This is a genomic window from Zhaonella formicivorans, from assembly GCF_004353525.1.
GTDB lineage: Bacteria > Bacillota > DUOV01 > DUOV01 > Zhaonellaceae > Zhaonella > Zhaonella formicivorans.
In genome coordinates, this window is sequence record NZ_CP085524.1 from 1,130,006 (window position 1) to 1,149,868 (window position 19,863).

Genomic DNA, 19,863 nt, shown 5'->3' on the forward strand with positions numbered 1-19,863 from the left:
TTAGCAAATCAGAAAGTTTATCGACTTTCTGATTTGCATAAGTGCAACTGGGGCTTCCGCCGGCGCTTATAAGCTTGGCGTAAGCCCAGTTTTCTTTATGTCGGTTTTGAAAAATTCTTTTACCTTGCATTGTTTGGCAGCCCATCGAATAATATACTACTATAGACCCTGGAGTTAGGAAGTGATGTGCATGAATGTGGAACACATCCAAAGACGCAAAATAACGAAACTTTTAAGAGAAGCGGCTTTTACCGGTGAAAAGATCGAAATACTGGATGAAGAAACAGGAGATATTTACGACGCTGAAGTAATCAATATTCGAGATAACGAGGTAGAATTAATTTTACACCTTCCCGTCACATGGAACCTAGATAAATTTTTAGGGAGCAAAGAGCAGTAAGAGAAACTTTATTTTTCACGCAAAAAGGGAAGCGAAACCGCTTCCCTATCCCGCTTGATGCCATTAAATATTCCCAAGAAGGCTCAGCAGCAGTTGTCCACCTTGTAATGCTGCCAACGGCTTTTTTACTTGGGCACAAGCATAAGCCATGCTTTCCAGTTTTCCCGGTTGCATCATAATGTTCTTAAAAACAGTAGCAAACTGCTCCATATTGTTTGCAACCTCAGCAGCACCTGCATTTAACAAATACTCAGCATTGCCCTCTTCCTGTCCGGGAATGGGTCGGTAAATCAGCATCGGCAATTCGCTGGCTAATGCTTCGCTGGTAGTTAATCCCCCTGCCTTGGAAATCAACAGGTCTGCTAAAGCCATCAACTCAAATACATTGGTCACGTACCCGAAAATATGCAAGGTATTTTTCGCGCCTTTAGTAAGCATACTTATTTTCCGCCTTAGTTTTTCGTCCTTTCCGGCGACTACTATAACTTGAATTTTCTGTTCATAGTTTGCCAAATAACGGCAAATACCTTTGATATCCCCCATGCCATAAGCCCCGCTCATCACTAATATCGTAGGCAGATCGGGATCTAAACCTAGCTTATGGCGCAAGGGTCTTTTGGCATACTGCCTGTTAAATTTAACATCAATGGGAATACCGGTCACCATAATTTTATGCTGAGCAATGCCATGCTGCATTAAACTAGCTCTTAACCGTCCGTTAGCAACAAGATACAAATCAACAGCCGGATTCAGCCACAGCGCATGAAGAATATTGTCCGTTATTACTGTTGCTAACGGAACGTCAATCAATCCGAGCTTTTTCATTTCACCAACCACAGCTGTAGTCAAAAAATGGGTTGAGACAATCAGTTTAGGCTGCTTATAAAGAATGTAGTTATAAAGCCTTTGAAAGCCCAGGCGCCGCGTCAAACTATATTTAGCAAAGAAAGGACGATCGGTAAAATCATACAACAAGTGCCAAAGAGTTGGAACTTTGCTGGTAACTTTTACATAAGCTAACCTAGTTAAATAATCTAAAGTTGCATTTAGCCAACGTACATAATCTAAAATTTCTACCGCTAGTTTGGGTTGCAGCGCTTGCAAACCCAGAGTTAAAGCATTGGCAGCTTGCACGTGACCACCGCCGTAGCTTACTGTCAACATTAGTACATCAACGTTGTTTTTATTTTCATTACCCACCGCTTTTGCCTCCATTTATTAAGCTGTTTTTTAAAAAGTTATAATCCAGGATTAATCTTGCGGATGAGCTGAATTATTAAAATCTGCATACAACTTTTCGGCCACCTTGCGATCTGTAGGAGCAAGATCGAAAGCTAACAGTTCCGAAGGATGTACCCAACAGCAATCGTTACAATCCAAAGGCTGAGGTTTACTAAAACCACAAGGAGCCGCCAAGTAGTATATAAGTAAAAGTTGGCGTTCCCCTTCCACCACCGAATGTACAGCATAAACTTGGTCCGGTATAATCTCCATCCCAAGTTCCTCTAAAATTTCCCTTTGTATTCCCGCCTCCGGATGCTCTCCCCATTCCAGTTTTCCTCCGGGGAATTCCCACTTTAATGCCAGTTTCCCACCAGGCTTGCGCTGCGCCAGCAAAATTCGTCCGTTGCTTTCAATTATAGCAGCTGTTACAATTAATCTTTCCATTGGTTAAAACTTCCTAACTCATTCCTTGCGCAAAATTAAGATATTTTGATGAGTGATATTGGGGACAAAACTTGTCATAATGGCATATGGCTTTAACGGTCGCTGAGTTGCCTTATTGCACCAAATCCTTAAGCCTTTAAATTTAAAGCCTACTTCCTGCATTACCTGGCTAACCAAATATCCTAACGGTATATATTCCCCATCACGGTAACGGTCACCAAGAATCATAACAAAATATCTTTTACTCTTTAACACACGCCATACTTCCTGCCCCACTTTTTTCATCAATTCCAAAAAGGCTGGAAAGTCAGCAGCGTTAGCTAAGTCTTTGCTTTCCTGCAGATTAAACATATTAAAATTTGTTTCCGATTTAAATCCACTTATTTTGTGCTGACAACCATAAGGGGGATCCGTTATCACTGCGTCCAAAGATCCATCAGCTAGGGTAGGAAAAATTTCGAAGCAATCCCCTAGCACCATTTCCGGAAAAATATCTGGCGGACTTTGGTCGAAGTCACCGCGCCTTTCAAGGATTCCTTCCCGAACCTTAAAAGTACGGCAGATTTCCTGATAAACTTTGACCCACTCTGGATTCAGTTCAATACCCAAAGCCTTTCTGTCAGTCAAAGCTGCACCCAGTAGAGTTCCCCCCACACCTGCAAAAGGATCTAAAACTGTTTCACCCTTCTTAGTAAAAAATTTGATAATATCCGCCATTAATTCCGGTGGTTTCATGGCTCCATGGGCTTTTCGTAAATAATGAGTTGCATCGGGAGGATAATTAGTAATATAAAGCGTATCTGTCCAGTACAGCCATTCTGAACTGGTTAAATCATTCAGCCGATTTGTTAATTTTTTACCCATGACCCTCCCCCTAAGGCTTAAAACATTCCTCCACCGAAAAAATATGCAGCTAAAACTATTATATACCCCTACCTAATTTTAAATTATAACATAACCTGGCAGAAGCTTAAAAGTTAAAGCTCCCCATCCTTTTTAGATAGGGAGCTACTTCTTTATCAAGCTTGAAACTGAGCAATTATTAACTTTTTGATTTCCTCAATACTTTTCAAGTGAAACACTTGCTCTTGATGTTCCCCCAAATCTTTTTCCAGGCCAATTTCATGCAATATTCTGTCAATTAATTGCCACATGGCCTTCCTCCTTCGGGCTAAAGATCCGCTCTTCCCATTTCCCTAAAAACCTTGATACCCGGTTCTGTACTAAGCAAACCGGTGATATTGTCCCATGCTTTTTGTAAAACAACATAATCGCTGTCTGTTAAAAAATTGTAGGAGCGCGATTGGAGCGCTTGCTCAATGGATAAAATTTTAAATTTTAATTTCCTATGTTCATAATAGCGCTGCGTATATATAGGTACATAATTAACTCCGCTGACAGTAACTTTCCCAGTAGACATATCCTTTCCCAAAACAATATTGTAAATGGCTCCGCTTTGACGTTCAATGCCTTTTTGAGAAGAGATAAAATTGCCTAACGAGTAAATAACCAGTTTATTTCCCCACTCCGGCAAAAGCTGAGCCGGTTGCAAAACATGGGGATGACTACCCAAAACAATGTCAACCCCGGTGGAAAATAAATAATCAACCACCTCCTTTTGAAAATCATTTGGTCCTACCCGATACTCAGTACCAAAGTGTACTGCACAAATTATAACCTCTGCTCCAGCCTCTTTTGCTTTAGCTATATCATTACCGATAACTTCTTTATCCAAAAGATTGACCAGGTAAGTTTGGTTTTTTGGCATATTAAAACCATTAAGGCCATAGGTGTAAGCCAAAAACGCTATTTTAATTCCCTTTATATCTTTAAGCAGGATCTTTTCCCGCTCTTCCTGAGAGCGGCTGGTGCCAACATGCTCCAGTCCATAAGCACGCAAATTGTTGATAGTACGAATTACTCCCGTAGCTTTACGATCGAAAGCATGGTTATTGGCTGTAACTAAAACATCGAAACCAACGTCTTTTAAAGCCTCAGCCAAACTTTCGGGGGCATTAAAACGCGGATATCCGGTATACTTCAGATCTTTTCCAGCCAGCGTAGTTTCTAAATTGCCTATTGTCAAATCTGCAGCTGTCAAATACTTTTTTACTTCCTGAAAAGACTCAGTAAAATTATATGAGTCATCTTCTATATTATGCGCGCTGGCAATTTGTGTGTCATGAACCATTATGTCCCCTACAGCAGCAATGGTGACAGTTTGCACTTCAGGTGGTTTAATATTGTCCCGGGGCATAATCGGTGCGGGTAAGGTTACAGCTGAGCCGCATCCTGATAAAATAAAAACCGCAGTGATTATTAAAACGAGCATTTTAGGCACCTTGCTCACTCCATTCAACCTGCTTTAGCAACCAACAATAACAAGTTTGTTTTACTTGCCAAGCAAACTTCTTCTTTTTGTGCTTTGCAAACGGTATAAAAAGTGTACTTAACTAGAACCTTAGTTCTGGTTGAACTCCCGGCTTTCTTTGACTGCCCGCGCTATCTGCTTTAAAACAGCCGGATTGTCGTATACTACATTTCCAACCACAACTGTGTCTGCAAAGGCAGCAAATGCTTTGGCCTGCTCCGGCGTTCGGATGCCACCACCGTAGAAAACAGGGGTATCCTTGGCAATTTTTTTAACTTGGGCAACAACCTGCACTTCACCAAGTTTGCCACTATATTCTAGATAAATAAGCGGCAAGCCTAAAATAAACTTTGCTACTCTGGCAAAACTTATTATTTCCTCCATGGTTAGTTCAGCTTTTGCATTAACCTTCCGGGCCGCCGCGCAAGCCGGATTTAATATTAGATACCCCTCCGCTACCAGCAATTCCTCTAAAGGGAAGACGTTTAAAATACTGCCAACCCTGAGAAACATTTCCTGGTGAGAGCCAACCAACCACTCCACCTGACTAGTATTTAAGACAACTGGAATAAAATATTTGTCTGCACCCGCAACAACTGCCTCAGGAGCACTTACTTCTACATTTACCGGTAGCTCATGTCCGGCAATTCTTTTGACTTTTTCCAGCAATTCTTCTACTTTACTTCTTTTTATTCCTTGAGTTCCTCCAATTAAGATAGCGTCTGTTCCGCTGGAACAAACTAGTTCGATAAGCTCCAATGAATTTTCTTTATCCGGATCTAATTTAGTCACATGTCGCCATTTTTTCCAGTCGTTTGTCATTAGGCAGTTCCTCATCATTGCTTAATCCTTAGTATTGATATTAATAACCAGATACTGTCAGCGTGATATATTAATTTACTTCGCCAGGCAGAAAATATTTTCCTGCGGCTTGCCGAGTAAAAAATAAGCCTGCACGAACACCGAATTAAATAACCCTGTGCCATTGTGCACAGGGTAAAATTTAATTAACTAATTTTTTTGACTTCAATTTTGCCTGCAGCAAGATCTTCTGTTATTGCCTTAATCTTATCTTTAACTTCTTGTGGAATTTTATCTTCAAACCCGTGATAGGGGGACAAGTATACAGCGCCCTCGTTAAAGCCTAAATTGTAAAACTTTGCTTCAAAATCATTGTTTTGAATCTTTTGCACAACAAAAGTAATCAGTACTGGAACTGATTTAATACCGCTAACAACAACCGTGTCCGGAGCAATATCATTTTGATCTTGGTTGCTGCCAATTGCATAAACGCCTTTTATTTTAGCTGCTTCGATAGCACCCAACCCAGCTTGGTTAGCATTGGCCATAATAACATCGGCTCCCTGGGAGATCATTGCCAGGGCAGTTTCTTTAGCTTTAGCAACATCATCAAAACTACCTGTCATAGTAGAAAGTATCGTGGCATTAGGATTTACATATTTTACTCCTTGTTCGAATCCGGCTAATGAGCCTTTTATCGGGGGAATTTCCTGGCCTCCGATAGAGCCAACAATATTTGATTTAGTCATAAGTCCAGCTACCACACCCATCAGGAATCCTTGCTGTTCATTATCAATATTGACTGAAGCCAAATTTGGCTCCTGGGAGATGTTGCTACTGGTTACGATAAATTTTGAATTTGGAAACTCGGCGGCAACTTTTTTAGCTGCATCGCCAAATTGAAAACCATGGCCGATAATCACATCATACCCTTGCTCCGCATAGCCGCGAAAAACGCCTTCCATATCGCTCTGCTGCACATTTTCCTGGTATGCTATCTCGACATTAAACTTTTCCTCAGCCTGCTTCAATCCTTCGTACGCCGAAGCATTCCAACCCATGTCATTAATAGGTCCGGGTAAAAGCAGTGCTACCTTTAACTTCTTTACTTCACCATTATCCCCAGCAGTTCCAGATGAATCCGCAGAATTATTTTGACCCCCACACCCGGCCACAAGTGCCGCCAGCATCATGACAATTACCAGGATGCTAATCCATCGTTTCATGCCGCTATTCCTCCTTCATTGTTTTGAGTGGATGCATTGCTTTTGAATCGTCCTTCTAATAGCCTCTTCCTAGCCTCCTTTACCCAAAATTAAAAATTTTGCTTATATTAAAATTTAACAATAACTTCGACAACTTTTTTCACAACCCTGCCTAACGAATTATTAGTTATTCTAATAAGTTACTTTACCTAATTTTATAAATCACCTGACGCCTGACAAAAAAAGCAGTCCAGAAAAGACTGCTCCCTTTTAGGAACGGAAATTCACAAATTGTAAATCGATGCCAAAATCTTTTGTTTTTAAGGCCTGAATAACAGCCTGTAAGTCATCTTTATTTTTTCCGGTGACCCTTACCTGATCCTCCAGCACTTGTGCCTGCACCTTCAATTTTAGTTCCTTGACGGCGCTTACAATTTGTTTTCCTTTTTCCTTATCGATACCTTTTTGTATTTTTAAAGCCTGCCTGACAGTACCCCCTGAAGCAGGCTCAACTTTGCCATAAGTCAGCGCTTTTAAAGAAACTTTACGTTTGATCATTTTACTTTGTAAGATATCAATTACTGCTTTAAGCTTATACTCGTTGTCAGCAATAATCTTGATTTCTGTCCCCTCCAACTCTATTGCAGATTTTGAACCTTTAAAATCATAGCGCTGTGCTATTTCTTTTTTTGTTTGGTTCACAGCATTGTCAAGCTCTTGTAAATCAACTTCCGATACTACGTCAAAAGAACAATCCTTGGCCATTTTTCAACCTCGCTTCGTATAATTCCTTCAGCATATTTTATCCTTTTTGTCTAACAATGACAAGCCTAAGTCAAATTTTCCCGACAGACACTTACCGGGGGATAGTAATAACAAACTTGCTACCCCTTCCGGGATAACTTTCAGCCTCTATATCCCACCCGTGGGCTTGAACTATTTGTTGCACCAGCGCCAATCCCAAACCGGCTCCTTGTTCTTTGGAAGTATAAAAAGGTTCAAATATTTTATGCAGACTATCTGGAGGAATTCCCACCCCGTTATCCGTTATTTCGATTTGCAGCCCTTTCGGCAGTTCAAAGGTACTTATCGTAATAATACCGCCTTGTGGCATGGCCTCCAGAGCATTACAGTATAAGTTCTTTAAAACCTGCAACACCTGTGCGGGATCAGCAAAAATCATTGGGTTTTGAGCTTTATATTCTTTTTTCACATCTATTTTATGAACGGGATTTTTGCTTACGGCCACAAAACAAGCTGTGTCCAGCAATTCATGTAAATTGACCGTTTTTTTCTTTATGGCCGTGGGCTTGGTAAGCAGAATGAAATCCCGTGCTAATTTTTCTATTCGTTCCAGTTCCTGGTAGATTGTTTCCTGGTAGTTGCTCCAATGTCCTTGGTGTCTCATTAACTGGAAATAACCTTTTAGAACTGTAAGCGGGTTATAAATCTCATTGGCAAATCCCGAGGCCAATTGACCTACCAAAGCCAACTTTTCAGCCCGGCGCTGCTTTTCGTCTTTGGCAGCCTTTTTAGCTCTTTTTGCCTTGTCCAACTCTTTAAAAAGGTTAGTCTGTAATTCCTGTCCTGTTTTACCATCACCGGGATACTTAACAGACGCAAAAGTAAAAGAAATAGCCTTATTAAGTCTTAATTCAACGCTCAAGGCCTCAGTTTGACGCTGAAAGGATGCCAAATAAGTTTTGACGGAATTTATACTTTCCCCTAGCAAAAGCAAAACAAAAACTCCTCCACCGAAAGAAAAAACCGAAACCTTTCCCTCCTCAAAACTTTTAATCACCAGGGCCAGACGTATCAGCAAATCATTCGTTCCCTGGTACCCCAAAAAAATATTAAAGTCATTTACATCATCTAGATCTATTATCACAATCGAAAATCCGGATTCAGAAGTTATAAGATTATTAAGTGTATCCTGAAACGCTTGAAAATTTTTTAAGCCAGTAAGCGGATCCTTATATGCCAAGCTTTTTACCTTTTCGAATAAAAGTGCGTTGCTCAAAGCCTTGGCCAAATCACCAGCTAGAGCTTCGTACAAACGAACTTCGTTAGAGGAAAAAGTACGCTGAAAATGGGGCTGGAAAAATACAATGGTCCCCAACACTTTTTTATCATCAATCAGAGGTAATCCTAGAGCTGAGCAAACGCCCACCTCGTTACTCACTTCTTCGGGAAACACGGGAGAAGAAAGAGCGTTTTCTATGTAGACGGCCTGCTTTTTATGAACTACTTGGGCTGCCAGGAGGGACGAATCTGTAACTTTATACTTTTTTTCCAGTTGGGGAGCTATACTGCTGGCAAACAGTACCAAATCCTTTTCGGATTCCTGCAGATAAATAGCAACAGCTAAGCCAAATTTGTCCTGTATGGTAGATTTTAGATTTGCAGTTAACTCTTCTAAATCTATACTGGAACTAAGACGGGTGTGTATTTCAAACAGTAAACCAAGATAATCCAGTTCGCTACAAACCGTATTTTTTTTCTCCAAACCAGTCATGTGTACTCCCACTTTCTTATAAATGGACATCGTTCTGGTTTATCTGCATATTTTCTCCTTTTTCTCGCATAACCCTCCCTATCTAGCTAAAATTATTTATAAAAAAATTTTTTAGGTTCACTGTTCTGCAGTTTAAAAAACTTTGAAGGAAAAACCCTGAGCCTGAAAATACTCAATTATTGCCGGCAAAGCCTCTACCGTGCTGGCATGTCCGGGACCGTCATGAAAAAGGATTACCATCTCGTCCCATAATAATTGGTTGTTTGCCTGGCGCTTAACATTAGCCACAATTTGATTCGCATTTGGTATAGGCTTCCTGGAGTCGTAAGAGTCAACATTCCAACCTTTAAGTTCATAACCGGCCTTAGCAATGAATGCCTGTTTGTCGGTTTTGCCCAAGAATCTACCCCCGGGTTCCCGGATAATCCGAGGCCTTTTACCAATTAATTGGAAAAGCAACTCTTCATTTTTATATATCTCTTTGAGAAAAGCTTCCTCGCTGGCGTAAACCGACTGGTACTTATGGCTGTAAGTATGATTGGCCACCAGGCTGCCTTGCGCCTCGATTTGTTGAACTATTTCTGGATATTTTTCTACATTAGTTCCCACGACAAAAAAGGTTGCTTTAATTCCATATAAATCTAAAATTGCTAATATTCGGGGTGTGTTGACAGCATCTGGCCCGTCGTCAAAAGTCAAATAAATATTCTTCCCAGAGGGATTGTTTTTTCCTCGAGGAGGTGAAAGCTTTTCGGAAAACATTTCATTTTCCAGGTTCTTTTCTGTCTGAAGTTCTTTCCCTGCCATGTTAGGAACTGTTGATTTCTGGCTGTTTTCACCATCAGGAAAAGAGGCAGGCTCCGTTTTTTGCTCCTCTGCTGTGGATTTAGAAGGGGCGGGCAGCTCGTTGCCACTGACTTTAATTGGTGCTGCGGAAATATGCTTTGGCGCAGGCAAACTGATTTCGTCTTGTGGCTCGTAAATTGTACCTAAAACCAAATTAACAGAATCAGGTACAAGAGAACGACAGCCCGCGATGGCCAGCAAGATGAACACGAACATTAGCATAACTTTTTTTAACACAAAATTATCCCCCAAATTCCGATTTTCTCTCCAAACATATAAACGAAAAAATCGACATTTAGTTGCACTTTTTTTAAAAAATATTTATGGAAATTTATACCTATCTGCCCAACAAAAATGGCTCTCTGCAAGCAGAGAGCCTGGTGCAACATTATTCGGACCAGTTATGGAGCTAAAACTTGAATTTAATAATTAGGGGGTAATGATCAAAGAATTGACTTCTCCTTAGCACCCAGTCGTCACCAGAAAAATGTGCTACGGCACCAGAAATTAATCCCGGAACTTAGTCTTTCTGCGCACATGTTTCTTTATATTTCATATCTTAAATATAAGACTATAACTTCAAGCGCTAAGGAGGTCATTTTATGGGTCCGATTTATGACTGGCTTTACCGGAGAGCTTGCCGTAACCGTGCTTTCGGCATTCAGGAACACTATGAATTTATCTATGCCCATCCCTTCTCTCCACCGTTACCAAATCATCACTGGTGGTATATAAGTAATGAAGAAGTGGTTGGTATAGCTACAGACGAAAATAAAAAATTGTTACACGTTATACATGGTATCCTGGGAAAATATCGGGTTGAAGATCAACCTTACCAAGGGAAAACAGGTTATAAATATTTCCGGCCATTAAAAAACACAGAGGAGTTAACAGAAAATACCCTGGGGTTCTGGGAAATACATATCGATCCCGAAACCGGCCTACCCCTAGATTCAGAGTAGACTCATTATGATTCTACGTCACCAGAAAAGAATAAACTGATTCTGGAGGTTAATGTACACAGAAACGACCTAGGGTTACCAGTCCCCAGCAGGCTAACGCCGTCGTTAGTCGATAGTCGATAGTACTAAAACACCCGAACAAGTGAGAATAACATGTAACGAAGGACTAACGACCAAGGACTAAGGACGAGGCATTTAGCCGATCCTTGTGACTGGGGACTAAAAAAAGACCTAAACCTAAGGTCTTTTTCAATCAATTTCTTCCAATAATTCTTCCACTAAGCCTATAACTTTCTCTTCTTTTGCCCGCCTGCGCAAATAAGGTAAGTCAATAAAATCATAATAAGTCAATAAAATAGCCAGAGCTTGTTCTTGGCTATTTAACTCTCCCCGGTGCATGGCCTTATGCAAACAGTCTATGATTAAATCTTCATAACCAATTACAGCTACGGACCGCTCCCCTATTTCAAACTCTACAACTTTATTTAAATCACCATGGAGCTCGTGGTCTACTACTTCCAAAGTGATTTTTAAATCTTCATGATGCCACCGGCGGCCTGACTCTTTGTAAAAACCGATTTGTTGAAAACAAGTGCGCGCCTTATCTGAACCCAGAAAAACGATTTCGATATTTTGTTCCAAATGTCCTCCAAAAGTATAGATAGCAACAGCACTAGTACCCACTACTACAATCTTGGACCCTTTGCTTTCGACGTAAGCACTGATAACAGCTAGAATTTGCAAAATTTTTTCTATGGAAGCAGCCTCCTGGGCCAATTGTTGCAGACTATTCCTTGTTTCCAAGCACATTTACCCGAAACCTCCTAGGCCCTAACATTTCCAGCTGCTTGTTTTGCACTGCTTTAGCTACTCGTAAACAATCCAGTTTAGCTAATGAACTTCTGCCCACAGTCACTCTGTCATTTACACTCGTATAACGTGCTACAAGATCTATTTTCTCTGAGGCCAACAATAAATTTCTGGCTGCATCTGATCGCAATTGAGCCCTTTCTGTAGCGCTGACTTTTCTCATCATCGCCCTCTCCCTGTTAACATATACCAGCAATGTAATTATATACCTCTTGCGAAGAATTAACAACAGCGGCAATATTAATTTATGCATAACTATGAAAAGTATGACTTAATTTTAACTAAAAAGGTTCTCAAAAAGCAGAAAAAAAGACTAGTTTCCTAGTCTCTAAAATTCACTATATTGACTCGTCACGCCTGACTTTTTATACAGTTTAATAAAATTGAGGATAAAAGTCATTTCCTTTTCTGTACAGTCACAAACCAACCGTAACACAGCTTGCACATTTTCATTAGTCAATATTTCCCTTACCTCGGGGCTCATAGCCCTCAACATATCTTCTATTCCGGCATCCTCTAAAATGAAATAACAGGGCGAATACCCTAAGACCTGGGCAATTTTCTCTATCGTGTGTAAAGAAGGCTGCACTTTACCATGCTCTATTTGGCCAATAAGGCCAGGTGAAACACCGGCAGCTTTAGCCAACTCCACTTGGGTTAGTCCCTGTTCTTCCCTGGCAATCCTCAGTTTACTGCCAAGGGGCCCGGCTTTACCTACCAGCGTGCTTACCGATACCCCTAGCTTTTCGGCCAAAACCCGCAGTGTATTGGTAGCAGGATAGGTATTATTCCGTTCAATTTCGCTAAGATAAGAAACTGAGAGCCCTACCTCGGATGCCAGCTCCGTTAAACTTAGACCCTTACTTTCCCTCAGAATCCTAAGTTTATCTCCCAAACTGATCCCTGCCGAGTCTTGATCAACTTCGACTAAAAGGGATTTATTGACATTTAAAGTTTGAGCCAACTTGTCGATGATCTTTAAAGACGGTTTTTTGGCGCCCCTCTCTATCTCGCTCAAATAGGACACAGAAATTCCCGCTTTTTCTGCCAAATCTGCTAAAGCGTACCCTCTTTCTTCCCTAAGTTCCCTGATCTTTTCTCCTTTAATCAGCACTTAACTCTCTCCTTTGTTCCAGTTAGCGCCTATTTCGCTGAAAATCAATTCAGTATAATCAATTTACTACTTTATGCTATGCATGTCAATGAAAAAAGACAACTGGCTCCTTTCCAGAGATAAAGAAAACTTGGCTTGCGCCAAGCCTTAGGGCGCCAGAATTTCTAGCGTTGTGTTTACACAATGCGTAGAAATTCCAGTCCTTTAGGGCGCCAGAATTTCTAGCGTTGTGTTTACACAATGCGTAGAAATTCCAGTCCTTTAGGGCGCCAGAATTTCTAGCGTTGTGTTTGCACAATGCGTAGAAATTCCAGTCCTTTAGGGCGCCAGAATTTCTAGCGTTGTGTTGGCACAATGCGTAGAAATTCCAGTCCTTTAGGGCGCCAGAATTTCTAGCGTTGTGTTTACTCAATGCGTAGAAATTCCAGTCCTTTAGGACACTGGCGGAAGTCCAGTTGCCCTTATGCGCCGTGAAATTTATACTTTCTGAATAGCTAAAAACCCGGGGTTACTTCCCCGGGACCCATCAGGTAACTACCTGATTTTAACCCGCTCATGTAAAGCGGCTACTGCCGCTTGCCGAGCTGCAAGCGGAACTGCCTGTTTTAAAAAAGTTGAAACCGGTAAACAACTGCTTTATGTTACTACTGGCGCAGTTCGTGCATTTAACCCTGTCCTTATCTTTAATCGCTACAAAGGCAGTGAAAACGTGACCGCATTCGGCACACTTATAATCATAGGATGGCATCTTTGCCCTGCTCCCTCCTTAATTTTGTTTTTTATTCTAGTGTATTTTATTTTCGCTGTCAATCCATAATGCGAAATCCATCCCACTTAGAAAATAATCATCTTTGATTAAATCCCGGTATACGGCAAGAATTTCTGGGTTATCAATAATGGAATAGTTGTTAATCTTTCTTCCAGCCGGCGCATTCAGGAGATTATTCACATCAAAATAGTAAATAGCCTTTACCCTGGGATACTTTTTTAAGTTGGCGTACATTCGGGAAATTTTCTTTTTGGCAAATTCCACATAATATTTATTATCTGTAACAGTATAATGGGTTGCTCCGTATTCGGAAATAGCAATTGGCTTCCGCCAACCAAACAACCTGTAAACATATTCCAGAAGCATTAAGGGGTCTTCAAAATCGGCCCTCTCTTTAACATTATTGTTATGGTAAATAACGTTATAAATATTTACCCCAACCCAATCTACATACTCATCCCCTGGGTAATACACGGGTATTGTCCGCTCGGGATGAGTAAACACCGACCAAAGCATTGCCACGTTGGGTGCCTCCTCTTGCATCACCCGATGTACCAATCTCCATTTCTCTTTGTAAAGCTCTGGATCCCCCGAATATTTTACCCAGGTTCCGTTCATTTCGGAGGCGAAGCGTAAAAGAATGGGCACTTTGCTTGCGCCGGCATCTTTAGCCCACTTTCTTAAATAAGCGTCATCCTTTACTTCCGCCAGCCCATTGTTTGGTTCAAAGGCGATGTGTGGAAAGGCCCCTTGCTTTTTCACTTGCTCTACCCACTCTTTAGGAAAAGGTTCTCCATAGCCTACGTATTTAAAAAAAGTCGCGTGCTTTTTCCCGGTCATCCTGTTAAAGGTGGACATGTCCCCTTTAATGACTTCATCCTGCAAAATATAGGCTCCAAGGTAAATTCCGGTTCTTGGTTCAAATTTAGCATTGGTAGAGGTATCAGGAAGTTCTGGCGGTAAAAAGTCGATTTTTATATTTCCCTCCGTTTTGTCTACCCTGGCATCATAGAACTTTACTACTTTTTCTATCGGCACATAAGCCGTGCCTTTTTTAAGAATAACTTCTCTTTCGCTCCAAAAAGGAGTGAGCACTTGCAAGTCTAAATCCAGGTTTCTTTTCTTGAAAGTGAGCTTTGTCTTGGAAGAATTCCACTCAACTGTTGCCAAAATCCTAGGAGCCAGCTCTGTGGCCGGAACATATACCACCCCGTTTTTCTGCATCACCGGTTTGGAGAAAGTCACTGCTTCATCTTGTATATAAATTTTCCCTGGAAATAGTTGCGAATTTGTATTAGCAAAAAATAAGAAAAGTAAAGAAAAAAATATTGAGCCCAAGATGAAAACAATTTTAAACTGTCGCTGCATCATTTACTCCTTTCACTAACCACTGTGACCTGTGCCTGTAAGTGCTTCACCAGCAAAGTTGCTGTTATATTGTTTTCCTGCAGCGGTGCTAAATGGGTTTTTTTGGTTTGCTGCCTTCCAATGTTTGATAACGGACCCGGTTTTCGCAGTTTTTACATATAAAAGGGCTTTTTGGATCCCTTGCCAACCGCAAATAATCTTTGTGAATTTTGGTAATTTCATATTTTCTACCACAAATAGCACAATATATCTCCATCCGCTCACCCCGCAAATTTGTACTGCAAAGTACATTTTTCCATAGTATAACATAAAGAGCCTGCCCATAAAATAAAGCTGCTGGCCAACAAACACTAAGTAATAGACGATTGGCGAAGCACAAAAGTTTCGTAAAACGAATATTTCCTTTGCAGAAGGAAAAAATAGTTTATTAAGTGAAGATATTAAGCAAGGAGGTAAAAAATTTTGAATTGGATGAAACTACTTCAGCGCCTGGGAATTAACCTCGATTTGGCATTGGAAGCTACTGAAGCTTTAAGGGGACAAGCCCAGAGAGAAATTCCCGGAGTAGCCGAAGAGAAAGAACAATTCCCTCAAGCCACAGTAACTACAATTAAAATCCTGGACCAGGTCGGGGAACAGCTCATGGGTAAACCAGTAGGGTCCTACATTACCATTGAAGCCCCGGGACTGCGCCTTAACAATAAAGAAATTCATCAGAACATTAGCACTGTCTTAGCCCAAAAAATCAATGATATGTTGAAAGAGCTGCACTTAAGCCCGGAAGCCAGTATATTGCTGGTTGGTTTAGGTAACTGGAATGCTACTCCCGATGCGCTTGGACCCCGGGTTATCAATAAAAGTCTTGTAACTAGACATCTCTATCAGTATGCACCAGCAGAGCTAAGAGGCGACTTACGGGAAGTAAGCGCGTTGGCACCAGGGGTTCTGGGCACAACCGGCATTGAAACTGCAGAAATAATAAAAGGGGTAGTTGACCGCTTAAAGCCTGGAGCGGTAATTGCTATCGATGCTTTAGCCGCTTCTAATTTACAGCGCATCGGTACCACTATCCAGTTAACTAATACAGGAATCAACCCAGGTTCAGGGATAGGCAACAAAAGAACTGGTTTAAATGCGAACACTTTGGGTGTTCCAGTAATAGCTATCGGTGTACCTACGGTAGTTCACGCAGCAGTCATTGCATTTGAGGTATTCGGCCAGTTAACTGCCGGAAATCCATATTTAACCCAGCAAATAAACGAAGAAAAAATGCACCAAATCGTGGGGCAGGTATTAGAACCCTTTGGCGGGCAGTTAACTGTAACCCCGAAGGAAATCGATGAACTCATTGACAATACTGCCCGGGTTATTGCAGAGAGTATCAACCAAGGACTGCACCCGGGAATTGATGCGGAAAATGCTTCCGTTTATTTACAATAAACACACCCAGGTAAATGCCTGGGTTTTTTACCGGAGTAGATTTTCATGCTGCAGATTGTAATTAGGACTTTACTTATTTATTTCATAGTATTAATAGTACTGAGAATTATGGGCAAGCGGGAAATAGGGCAACTCTCTTCCTTCGATCTTGTAGTTGCTATTATTATTGCGGAAACAGCTGCTATACCTATGGAAAATAAAGCAATACCGATTTTAGAAGCTGTACTTCCTATGTTGGTTGTGATGGCAGCACAAATAACCATGTCCTACATTTGCTTGAAATATGATTTGATCCGGGACCTTGTCTATGGCAGGCCCACCACTCTGATTAAAAACGGAAAAATATTAGAGCAGGAAATGTTAAAAGCCCGGTATAATATTGAGGATTTGCTGACCCAGCTCCGCGAAAAAAATATTTTTAACATTGCCGATGTGGAATTTGCTGTTCTGGAAAGTTCAGGGAAACTGAGCGTCTTGCCCAAATCCCAAAAGCATCCTGTTACGGCTGAAGATATGGGTATTCCTACAAAATATGAGGGTTTATGTTTACCTCTGATCATTGATGGTCGGATCCAAAAAGAAAACTTGACCAAAGCAGATTTAGATGAAAACTGGCTCAGAGAGGAGTTGCGCCGAGAAGGGGTTACTGATGTTAGGCAAATCTTTTTTGCCAGCCTGGATACTCAAGGCAATCTTTACATCGATCGCCGCTCCGATTAAAAAATGAGAAAATATGTATAAAAGTAATGGATCCTTTAAACAATATAAGTAAGCTGCCGGTGGTTATTAAAACCAGAAGCGGGCTTAACGCCCGCTATTTCAAAGTTATCTTCCTCCGCCACCGGTAGTGCCGCCACCAAGGGTTCCACCACCGCCAGCTGCTGAAGATTCGTAAGCTTGGATCATCTTACGAACCATATTGCCACCTACAGCGCCGTTCAGACGGGAAGGAACGTCACCCAGATAACCTTGATAGTTCGGAAGACCGATTTCAGCTGCGGTCTCATACTTCAATTGGTCCAAAGCCTGACGGGCTTGCGGAACTACCAGTTGGTTGGTTCTTTGGCCAGTTGCCATGCATTTTCACCTCCTTTACTTGGTATCTCTATTCAATCACTTACTAACTTTGCGTAGCCCTTGATTGTTCGTATGCTTGAATCATTTTACGTACCATGTTACCACCTACAGCACCGTTCAGACGGGAAGGAACATCACCCAGATAGCCTTGATAGTTTGGAAGACCGATTTCAGCTGCGGTCTCATACTTCAATTGGTCTATAGCTTGACGAGCTTGTGAAACTACTAAGGTATTTCTTCTTTGTCCTGCTGCCATAATGTCACCTCCTTTGCTGTGGTAGTTTTAGTATAACTCGTTAGCCAATCTTTATGCCTGACTCTACCTAGAAGTATTTGCCTTGGTTTTTTCATGAAAGGCATCTTGGAGATGGAAAAGCTCCCTTAAACAAGGAAGCTTTAGCGTTTCTTTTCTTTATCATCTTTTTTGTTTCTATTGCTCCTGAGAGAAAGTCCCATTTCCTGAGCTACCTCATACATATATTTTTCCAGCGGGCTGAACTGCTTGCCTGTCTTTTTATCCGTAACATTCACCTCGTTTTTATAGTTTCCTCTTTAACTTTTTCTTTACCAAGTGCCTCCCTGCCATCTAACATTGTCAACGCTTCTTCATAACTTTCCACGTAGCCTGAATTAAAAAGTCCGACCTGAGTTTCATTTAAAACCGGCTGCTTGGTTGCTTCTTGTACGAGATTCAGTTCATCAACAATCCGTTCGTTATTTGATTTCTCATGTTGTTCGTTGTCAATCCCCAATCTGGTTACACCTCGCCACCCTGTTCTTTTATTATTTTTAACGCCTGGTTAAGCTGGCTGGTATTAACTACTACGGTAAGCATAAACGCGTGATTTCCCGGGACCCCGTAATCCCTTAAGCCATAACCGCTTACTGATGGATCACTGGATAGCAAAATCCTGGAAGAACTGTTGATAATTTGGTCAACATCAGCTGAATGTAAAGTTAAACCGGTTTGTGTATCAGCTTGGCCGGCTATTGGGTTGTTATACTGTGTATCCGCGTTAACGCCATACCGGCTAATTCTGTCCAATTGAACTTCGGCAATGCCCGCAGTGAGCAATGCTTCTTTGGCAGCCTCAGCTTTGGCGCTGTTCGGGAAAGTTGCCAAAATTGAATGCTCTCCCCGCTCCAATTTCAAATCTAACACCACCTTAAGCTTCAACTTTCTCAATTAGTTTATCCACAGCATAGAGTCATATACTTCTGTTGAGCAATTTTTCTAAAAAAGTGGGGTAAACTAAATTAAGACCTTTACAGCATTAAGATCTTTACAGCGAGGTAACAATGATCAATGAGCAAAGGTTAGTCGATAATTTTTTAGCCCTCCTTGCTATCAATAGCCCCTCTAAAAATGAAAGAGCATTGGCTGATTTTATAATCAAACAGCTTAACCAGCTTGGCCTAAAAATACAGGAAGATAATTCAGCCACCAAAATAGGAGGCAATACCGGAAACCTGCTATGCTTTGTTCCAGCTACAAATGCAGGGTTAAGTCCGCTTTTATTTAGCGCCCACCTGGACACCGTTAAACCTACCAAGGGCATTAAACTCCAAAATCAAGATGGCTGGCTTTCCACAGATGGCAAGACCATTTTGGGAGCCGATGACAAAGCAGGCATCGCAGTGATTTTAGAGATGCTGGCTAGCGTTACAGAACGCCAGCTACCTCATGGAGGGCTGGAAATCGTGCTAACTGTAGCCGAAGAAACAGGGTTAGAGGGCGCTAAACATTTAAACCGGGAAATGCTGAATGCAAAGGTAGGTTTTGTTCTGGACAGTGGCGATACAGTGGATAGCTATGTAGTGCAAGCCCCTACGGAATACGATTTCTATGTAGCCTTACAGGGTAAATCGGCTCATGCAGGAGTAGAACCGGAAAAAGGCATCAACGCTATTCACTGTGCTGCCAAGGCTCTGGCTAATTTACCGATAGGAAGGGTTGATGAAGCCACTACATGTAACATAGGAAAAATAATAGGAGGTGAAACTACAAATATTGTACCCGAACTGGTCGAACTGTGGGGCGAAGTTCGAAGCCTTCAGGACACCCACGCCAAACGTATTCTCAAGACTGTCCGACTGGCTTTTCTACAGGCTGCGAACAGCATGGGAGCAAAACTGATTTTTAAAGAACAACTAGCGTACCAAGGATTTGATTTGGCCGACAAGCGAGTATTAAAGGAACTTCTGGCGGCGGCTGCCCAAAACGTCAATTTGCAAGTGCGCCCAGTCACCCGGGGAGGAGGCAGCGATGCTAATGTCCTTAATGCATACGGAATTTGCACAACCAATTTAGGGTTGGGAATAAAAGCTGAACATTCTGTTCACGAAAAGATTTCTTTAGCCGATCTGATTTCTGCAGCAAATTTGGTCACTTCAATTGTTGAGGTTTTGCCTGGGCTGTCAAAGCACCTTTATTCAATTTGAAAAGGAAAGGAGATA

Annotated in this window: 25 protein-coding genes; 5 read left to right on the top strand and 20 right to left on the bottom strand. The window is 41.4% G+C overall.

What is annotated here, in order from left to right; all coding sequences use genetic code 11:
- Positions 1-190 precede the first annotated feature (190 nt).
- On the top strand, positions 191-400 hold the full coding sequence (locus EYS13_RS05570; RefSeq protein ID WP_227766744.1) for a hypothetical protein: 210 nt from the start codon (positions 191-193) through the stop codon (positions 398-400).
- 63 nt (positions 401-463) lie between these two features.
- On the opposite strand, the gene EYS13_RS05575 is transcribed toward EYS13_RS05570, so the two are convergent.
- The 10 genes from EYS13_RS05575 to EYS13_RS05615 form a co-directional block, all read right to left on the bottom strand.
- Entirely contained in the window at positions 464-1,600 is a 1,137-nt protein-coding gene (locus EYS13_RS05575; RefSeq protein ID WP_227766746.1) for an MGDG synthase family glycosyltransferase, read from the bottom strand.
- Between the two features lie 51 nt (positions 1,601-1,651).
- Positions 1,652-2,068, bottom strand: a complete 417-nt coding sequence (locus EYS13_RS05580; RefSeq protein ID WP_227766748.1) for a (deoxy)nucleoside triphosphate pyrophosphohydrolase — start codon at positions 2,066-2,068, stop codon at positions 1,652-1,654.
- A gap of 18 nt (positions 2,069-2,086) precedes the next feature.
- Entirely contained in the window at positions 2,087-2,932 is an 846-nt protein-coding gene (locus EYS13_RS05585) for a DNA methyltransferase (RefSeq protein ID WP_227766750.1), read from the bottom strand.
- A 155-nt stretch (positions 2,933-3,087) separates the two neighbouring features.
- A complete protein-coding gene (locus EYS13_RS16205) occupies positions 3,088-3,222 on the bottom strand; it encodes a hypothetical protein (RefSeq protein ID WP_265332420.1) in 135 nt (44 codons plus the stop codon).
- A 17-nt stretch (positions 3,223-3,239) separates the two neighbouring features.
- Positions 3,240-4,400 (bottom strand): CapA family protein, encoded by a 1,161-nt coding sequence (locus EYS13_RS05590; RefSeq protein ID WP_227767813.1) that lies wholly within the window; start codon positions 4,398-4,400, stop codon positions 3,240-3,242.
- Positions 4,401-4,529: 129 nt separating this feature from the next.
- Complete coding sequence (locus EYS13_RS05595; RefSeq protein WP_227766752.1) at positions 4,530-5,261, bottom strand: geranylgeranylglyceryl/heptaprenylglyceryl phosphate synthase; 732 nt, start codon at positions 5,259-5,261, stop codon at positions 4,530-4,532.
- A gap of 185 nt (positions 5,262-5,446) precedes the next feature.
- Positions 5,447-6,433, bottom strand: coding sequence for a BMP family protein (locus EYS13_RS05600; protein ID WP_227766754.1), 987 nt, complete (start codon positions 6,431-6,433; stop codon positions 5,447-5,449).
- Between the two features lie 282 nt (positions 6,434-6,715).
- On the bottom strand, positions 6,716-7,210 hold the full coding sequence (locus EYS13_RS05605; protein ID WP_227766756.1) for a YajQ family cyclic di-GMP-binding protein: 495 nt from the start codon (positions 7,208-7,210) through the stop codon (positions 6,716-6,718).
- 91 nt (positions 7,211-7,301) lie between these two features.
- Positions 7,302-8,960 carry a GAF domain-containing sensor histidine kinase gene (locus EYS13_RS05610; protein ID WP_227766759.1) on the bottom strand — a complete coding sequence of 553 codons (1,659 nt, stop codon included), beginning with the start codon at positions 8,958-8,960 and terminating at the stop codon, positions 7,302-7,304.
- A 132-nt stretch (positions 8,961-9,092) separates the two neighbouring features.
- Positions 9,093-10,043: a polysaccharide deacetylase family protein gene (locus tag EYS13_RS05615; RefSeq protein ID WP_227766761.1), complete on the bottom strand. Its 951-nt coding sequence runs from the start codon at positions 10,041-10,043 to the stop codon at positions 9,093-9,095.
- Positions 10,044-10,408: 365 nt separating this feature from the next.
- Here EYS13_RS05615 and EYS13_RS05620 point away from each other — a divergent pair, with 365 nt between their 5' ends.
- Positions 10,409-10,768 (top strand): hypothetical protein, encoded by a 360-nt coding sequence (locus EYS13_RS05620; protein ID WP_227766764.1) that lies wholly within the window; start codon positions 10,409-10,411, stop codon positions 10,766-10,768.
- A 249-nt stretch (positions 10,769-11,017) separates the two neighbouring features.
- Here the strand turns inward: EYS13_RS05620 and EYS13_RS05625 are convergent, their stop codons facing one another.
- From EYS13_RS05625 to EYS13_RS16485, 6 genes are all read right to left on the bottom strand, one after another.
- On the bottom strand, positions 11,018-11,578 hold the full coding sequence (locus tag EYS13_RS05625; RefSeq protein ID WP_227766766.1) for a hypothetical protein: 561 nt from the start codon (positions 11,576-11,578) through the stop codon (positions 11,018-11,020).
- Positions 11,556-11,834: a hypothetical protein gene (locus EYS13_RS05630; RefSeq protein ID WP_227766767.1), complete on the bottom strand. Its 279-nt coding sequence runs from the start codon at positions 11,832-11,834 to the stop codon at positions 11,556-11,558. The genes EYS13_RS05625 and EYS13_RS05630 overlap by 23 nt, the downstream gene beginning before the upstream one ends.
- A 132-nt stretch (positions 11,835-11,966) precedes the next feature.
- Entirely contained in the window at positions 11,967-12,752 is a 786-nt protein-coding gene (locus EYS13_RS05635; protein ID WP_227766770.1) for a helix-turn-helix domain-containing protein, read from the bottom strand.
- A 553-nt stretch (positions 12,753-13,305) separates the two neighbouring features.
- A complete protein-coding gene (locus EYS13_RS16480; RefSeq protein WP_227766772.1) occupies positions 13,306-13,500 on the bottom strand; it encodes an FmdB family zinc ribbon protein in 195 nt (64 codons plus the stop codon).
- 36 nt (positions 13,501-13,536) lie between these two features.
- Positions 13,537-14,892 carry a glycosyl hydrolase gene (locus tag EYS13_RS05645; protein ID WP_423055303.1) on the bottom strand — a complete coding sequence of 452 codons (1,356 nt, stop codon included), beginning with the start codon at positions 14,890-14,892 and terminating at the stop codon, positions 13,537-13,539.
- Positions 14,893-14,977: 85 nt separating this feature from the next.
- The gene (locus tag EYS13_RS16485; protein ID WP_227766777.1) at positions 14,978-15,145 is read right to left on the bottom strand and encodes a DUF2197 domain-containing protein; all 168 of its coding nucleotides are present in this window, start codon (positions 15,143-15,145) and stop codon (positions 14,978-14,980) included.
- Between the two features lie 215 nt (positions 15,146-15,360).
- On the opposite strand from EYS13_RS16485, the gene gpr reads away from it, so the two are divergent.
- A complete protein-coding gene (gpr, locus tag EYS13_RS05655) occupies positions 15,361-16,329 on the top strand; it encodes a GPR endopeptidase (protein WP_227767815.1) in 969 nt (322 codons plus the stop codon).
- A 45-nt stretch (positions 16,330-16,374) separates the two neighbouring features.
- Entirely contained in the window at positions 16,375-17,049 is a 675-nt protein-coding gene (locus EYS13_RS05660; protein ID WP_227766779.1) for a YetF domain-containing protein, read from the top strand.
- A 105-nt stretch (positions 17,050-17,154) separates the two neighbouring features.
- Here EYS13_RS05660 and EYS13_RS05665 read toward each other — a convergent pair whose 3' ends face one another.
- The 4 genes from EYS13_RS05665 to EYS13_RS05680 all read right to left on the bottom strand — a co-directional run bounded on the left by EYS13_RS05665 (position 17,155) and on the right by EYS13_RS05680 (position 18,559).
- Entirely contained in the window at positions 17,155-17,406 is a 252-nt protein-coding gene (locus EYS13_RS05665; RefSeq protein WP_227766781.1) for an alpha/beta-type small acid-soluble spore protein, read from the bottom strand.
- Between the two features lie 43 nt (positions 17,407-17,449).
- On the bottom strand, positions 17,450-17,662 hold the full coding sequence (locus EYS13_RS05670; protein WP_227766783.1) for an alpha/beta-type small acid-soluble spore protein: 213 nt from the start codon (positions 17,660-17,662) through the stop codon (positions 17,450-17,452).
- Positions 17,663-17,933: 271 nt separating this feature from the next.
- Entirely contained in the window at positions 17,934-18,158 is a 225-nt protein-coding gene (locus tag EYS13_RS05675; protein WP_227766785.1) for a hypothetical protein, read from the bottom strand.
- A gap of 5 nt (positions 18,159-18,163) precedes the next feature.
- A complete protein-coding gene (locus EYS13_RS05680) occupies positions 18,164-18,559 on the bottom strand; it encodes a hypothetical protein (protein WP_227766787.1) in 396 nt (131 codons plus the stop codon).
- Between the two features lie 146 nt (positions 18,560-18,705).
- Between EYS13_RS05680 and EYS13_RS05685 the strand changes: the two genes are divergently transcribed.
- The gene (locus EYS13_RS05685) at positions 18,706-19,848 is read left to right on the top strand and encodes a M20/M25/M40 family metallo-hydrolase (RefSeq protein WP_227766788.1); all 1,143 of its coding nucleotides are present in this window, start codon (positions 18,706-18,708) and stop codon (positions 19,846-19,848) included.
- Positions 19,849-19,863: the final 15 nt, after the last annotated feature.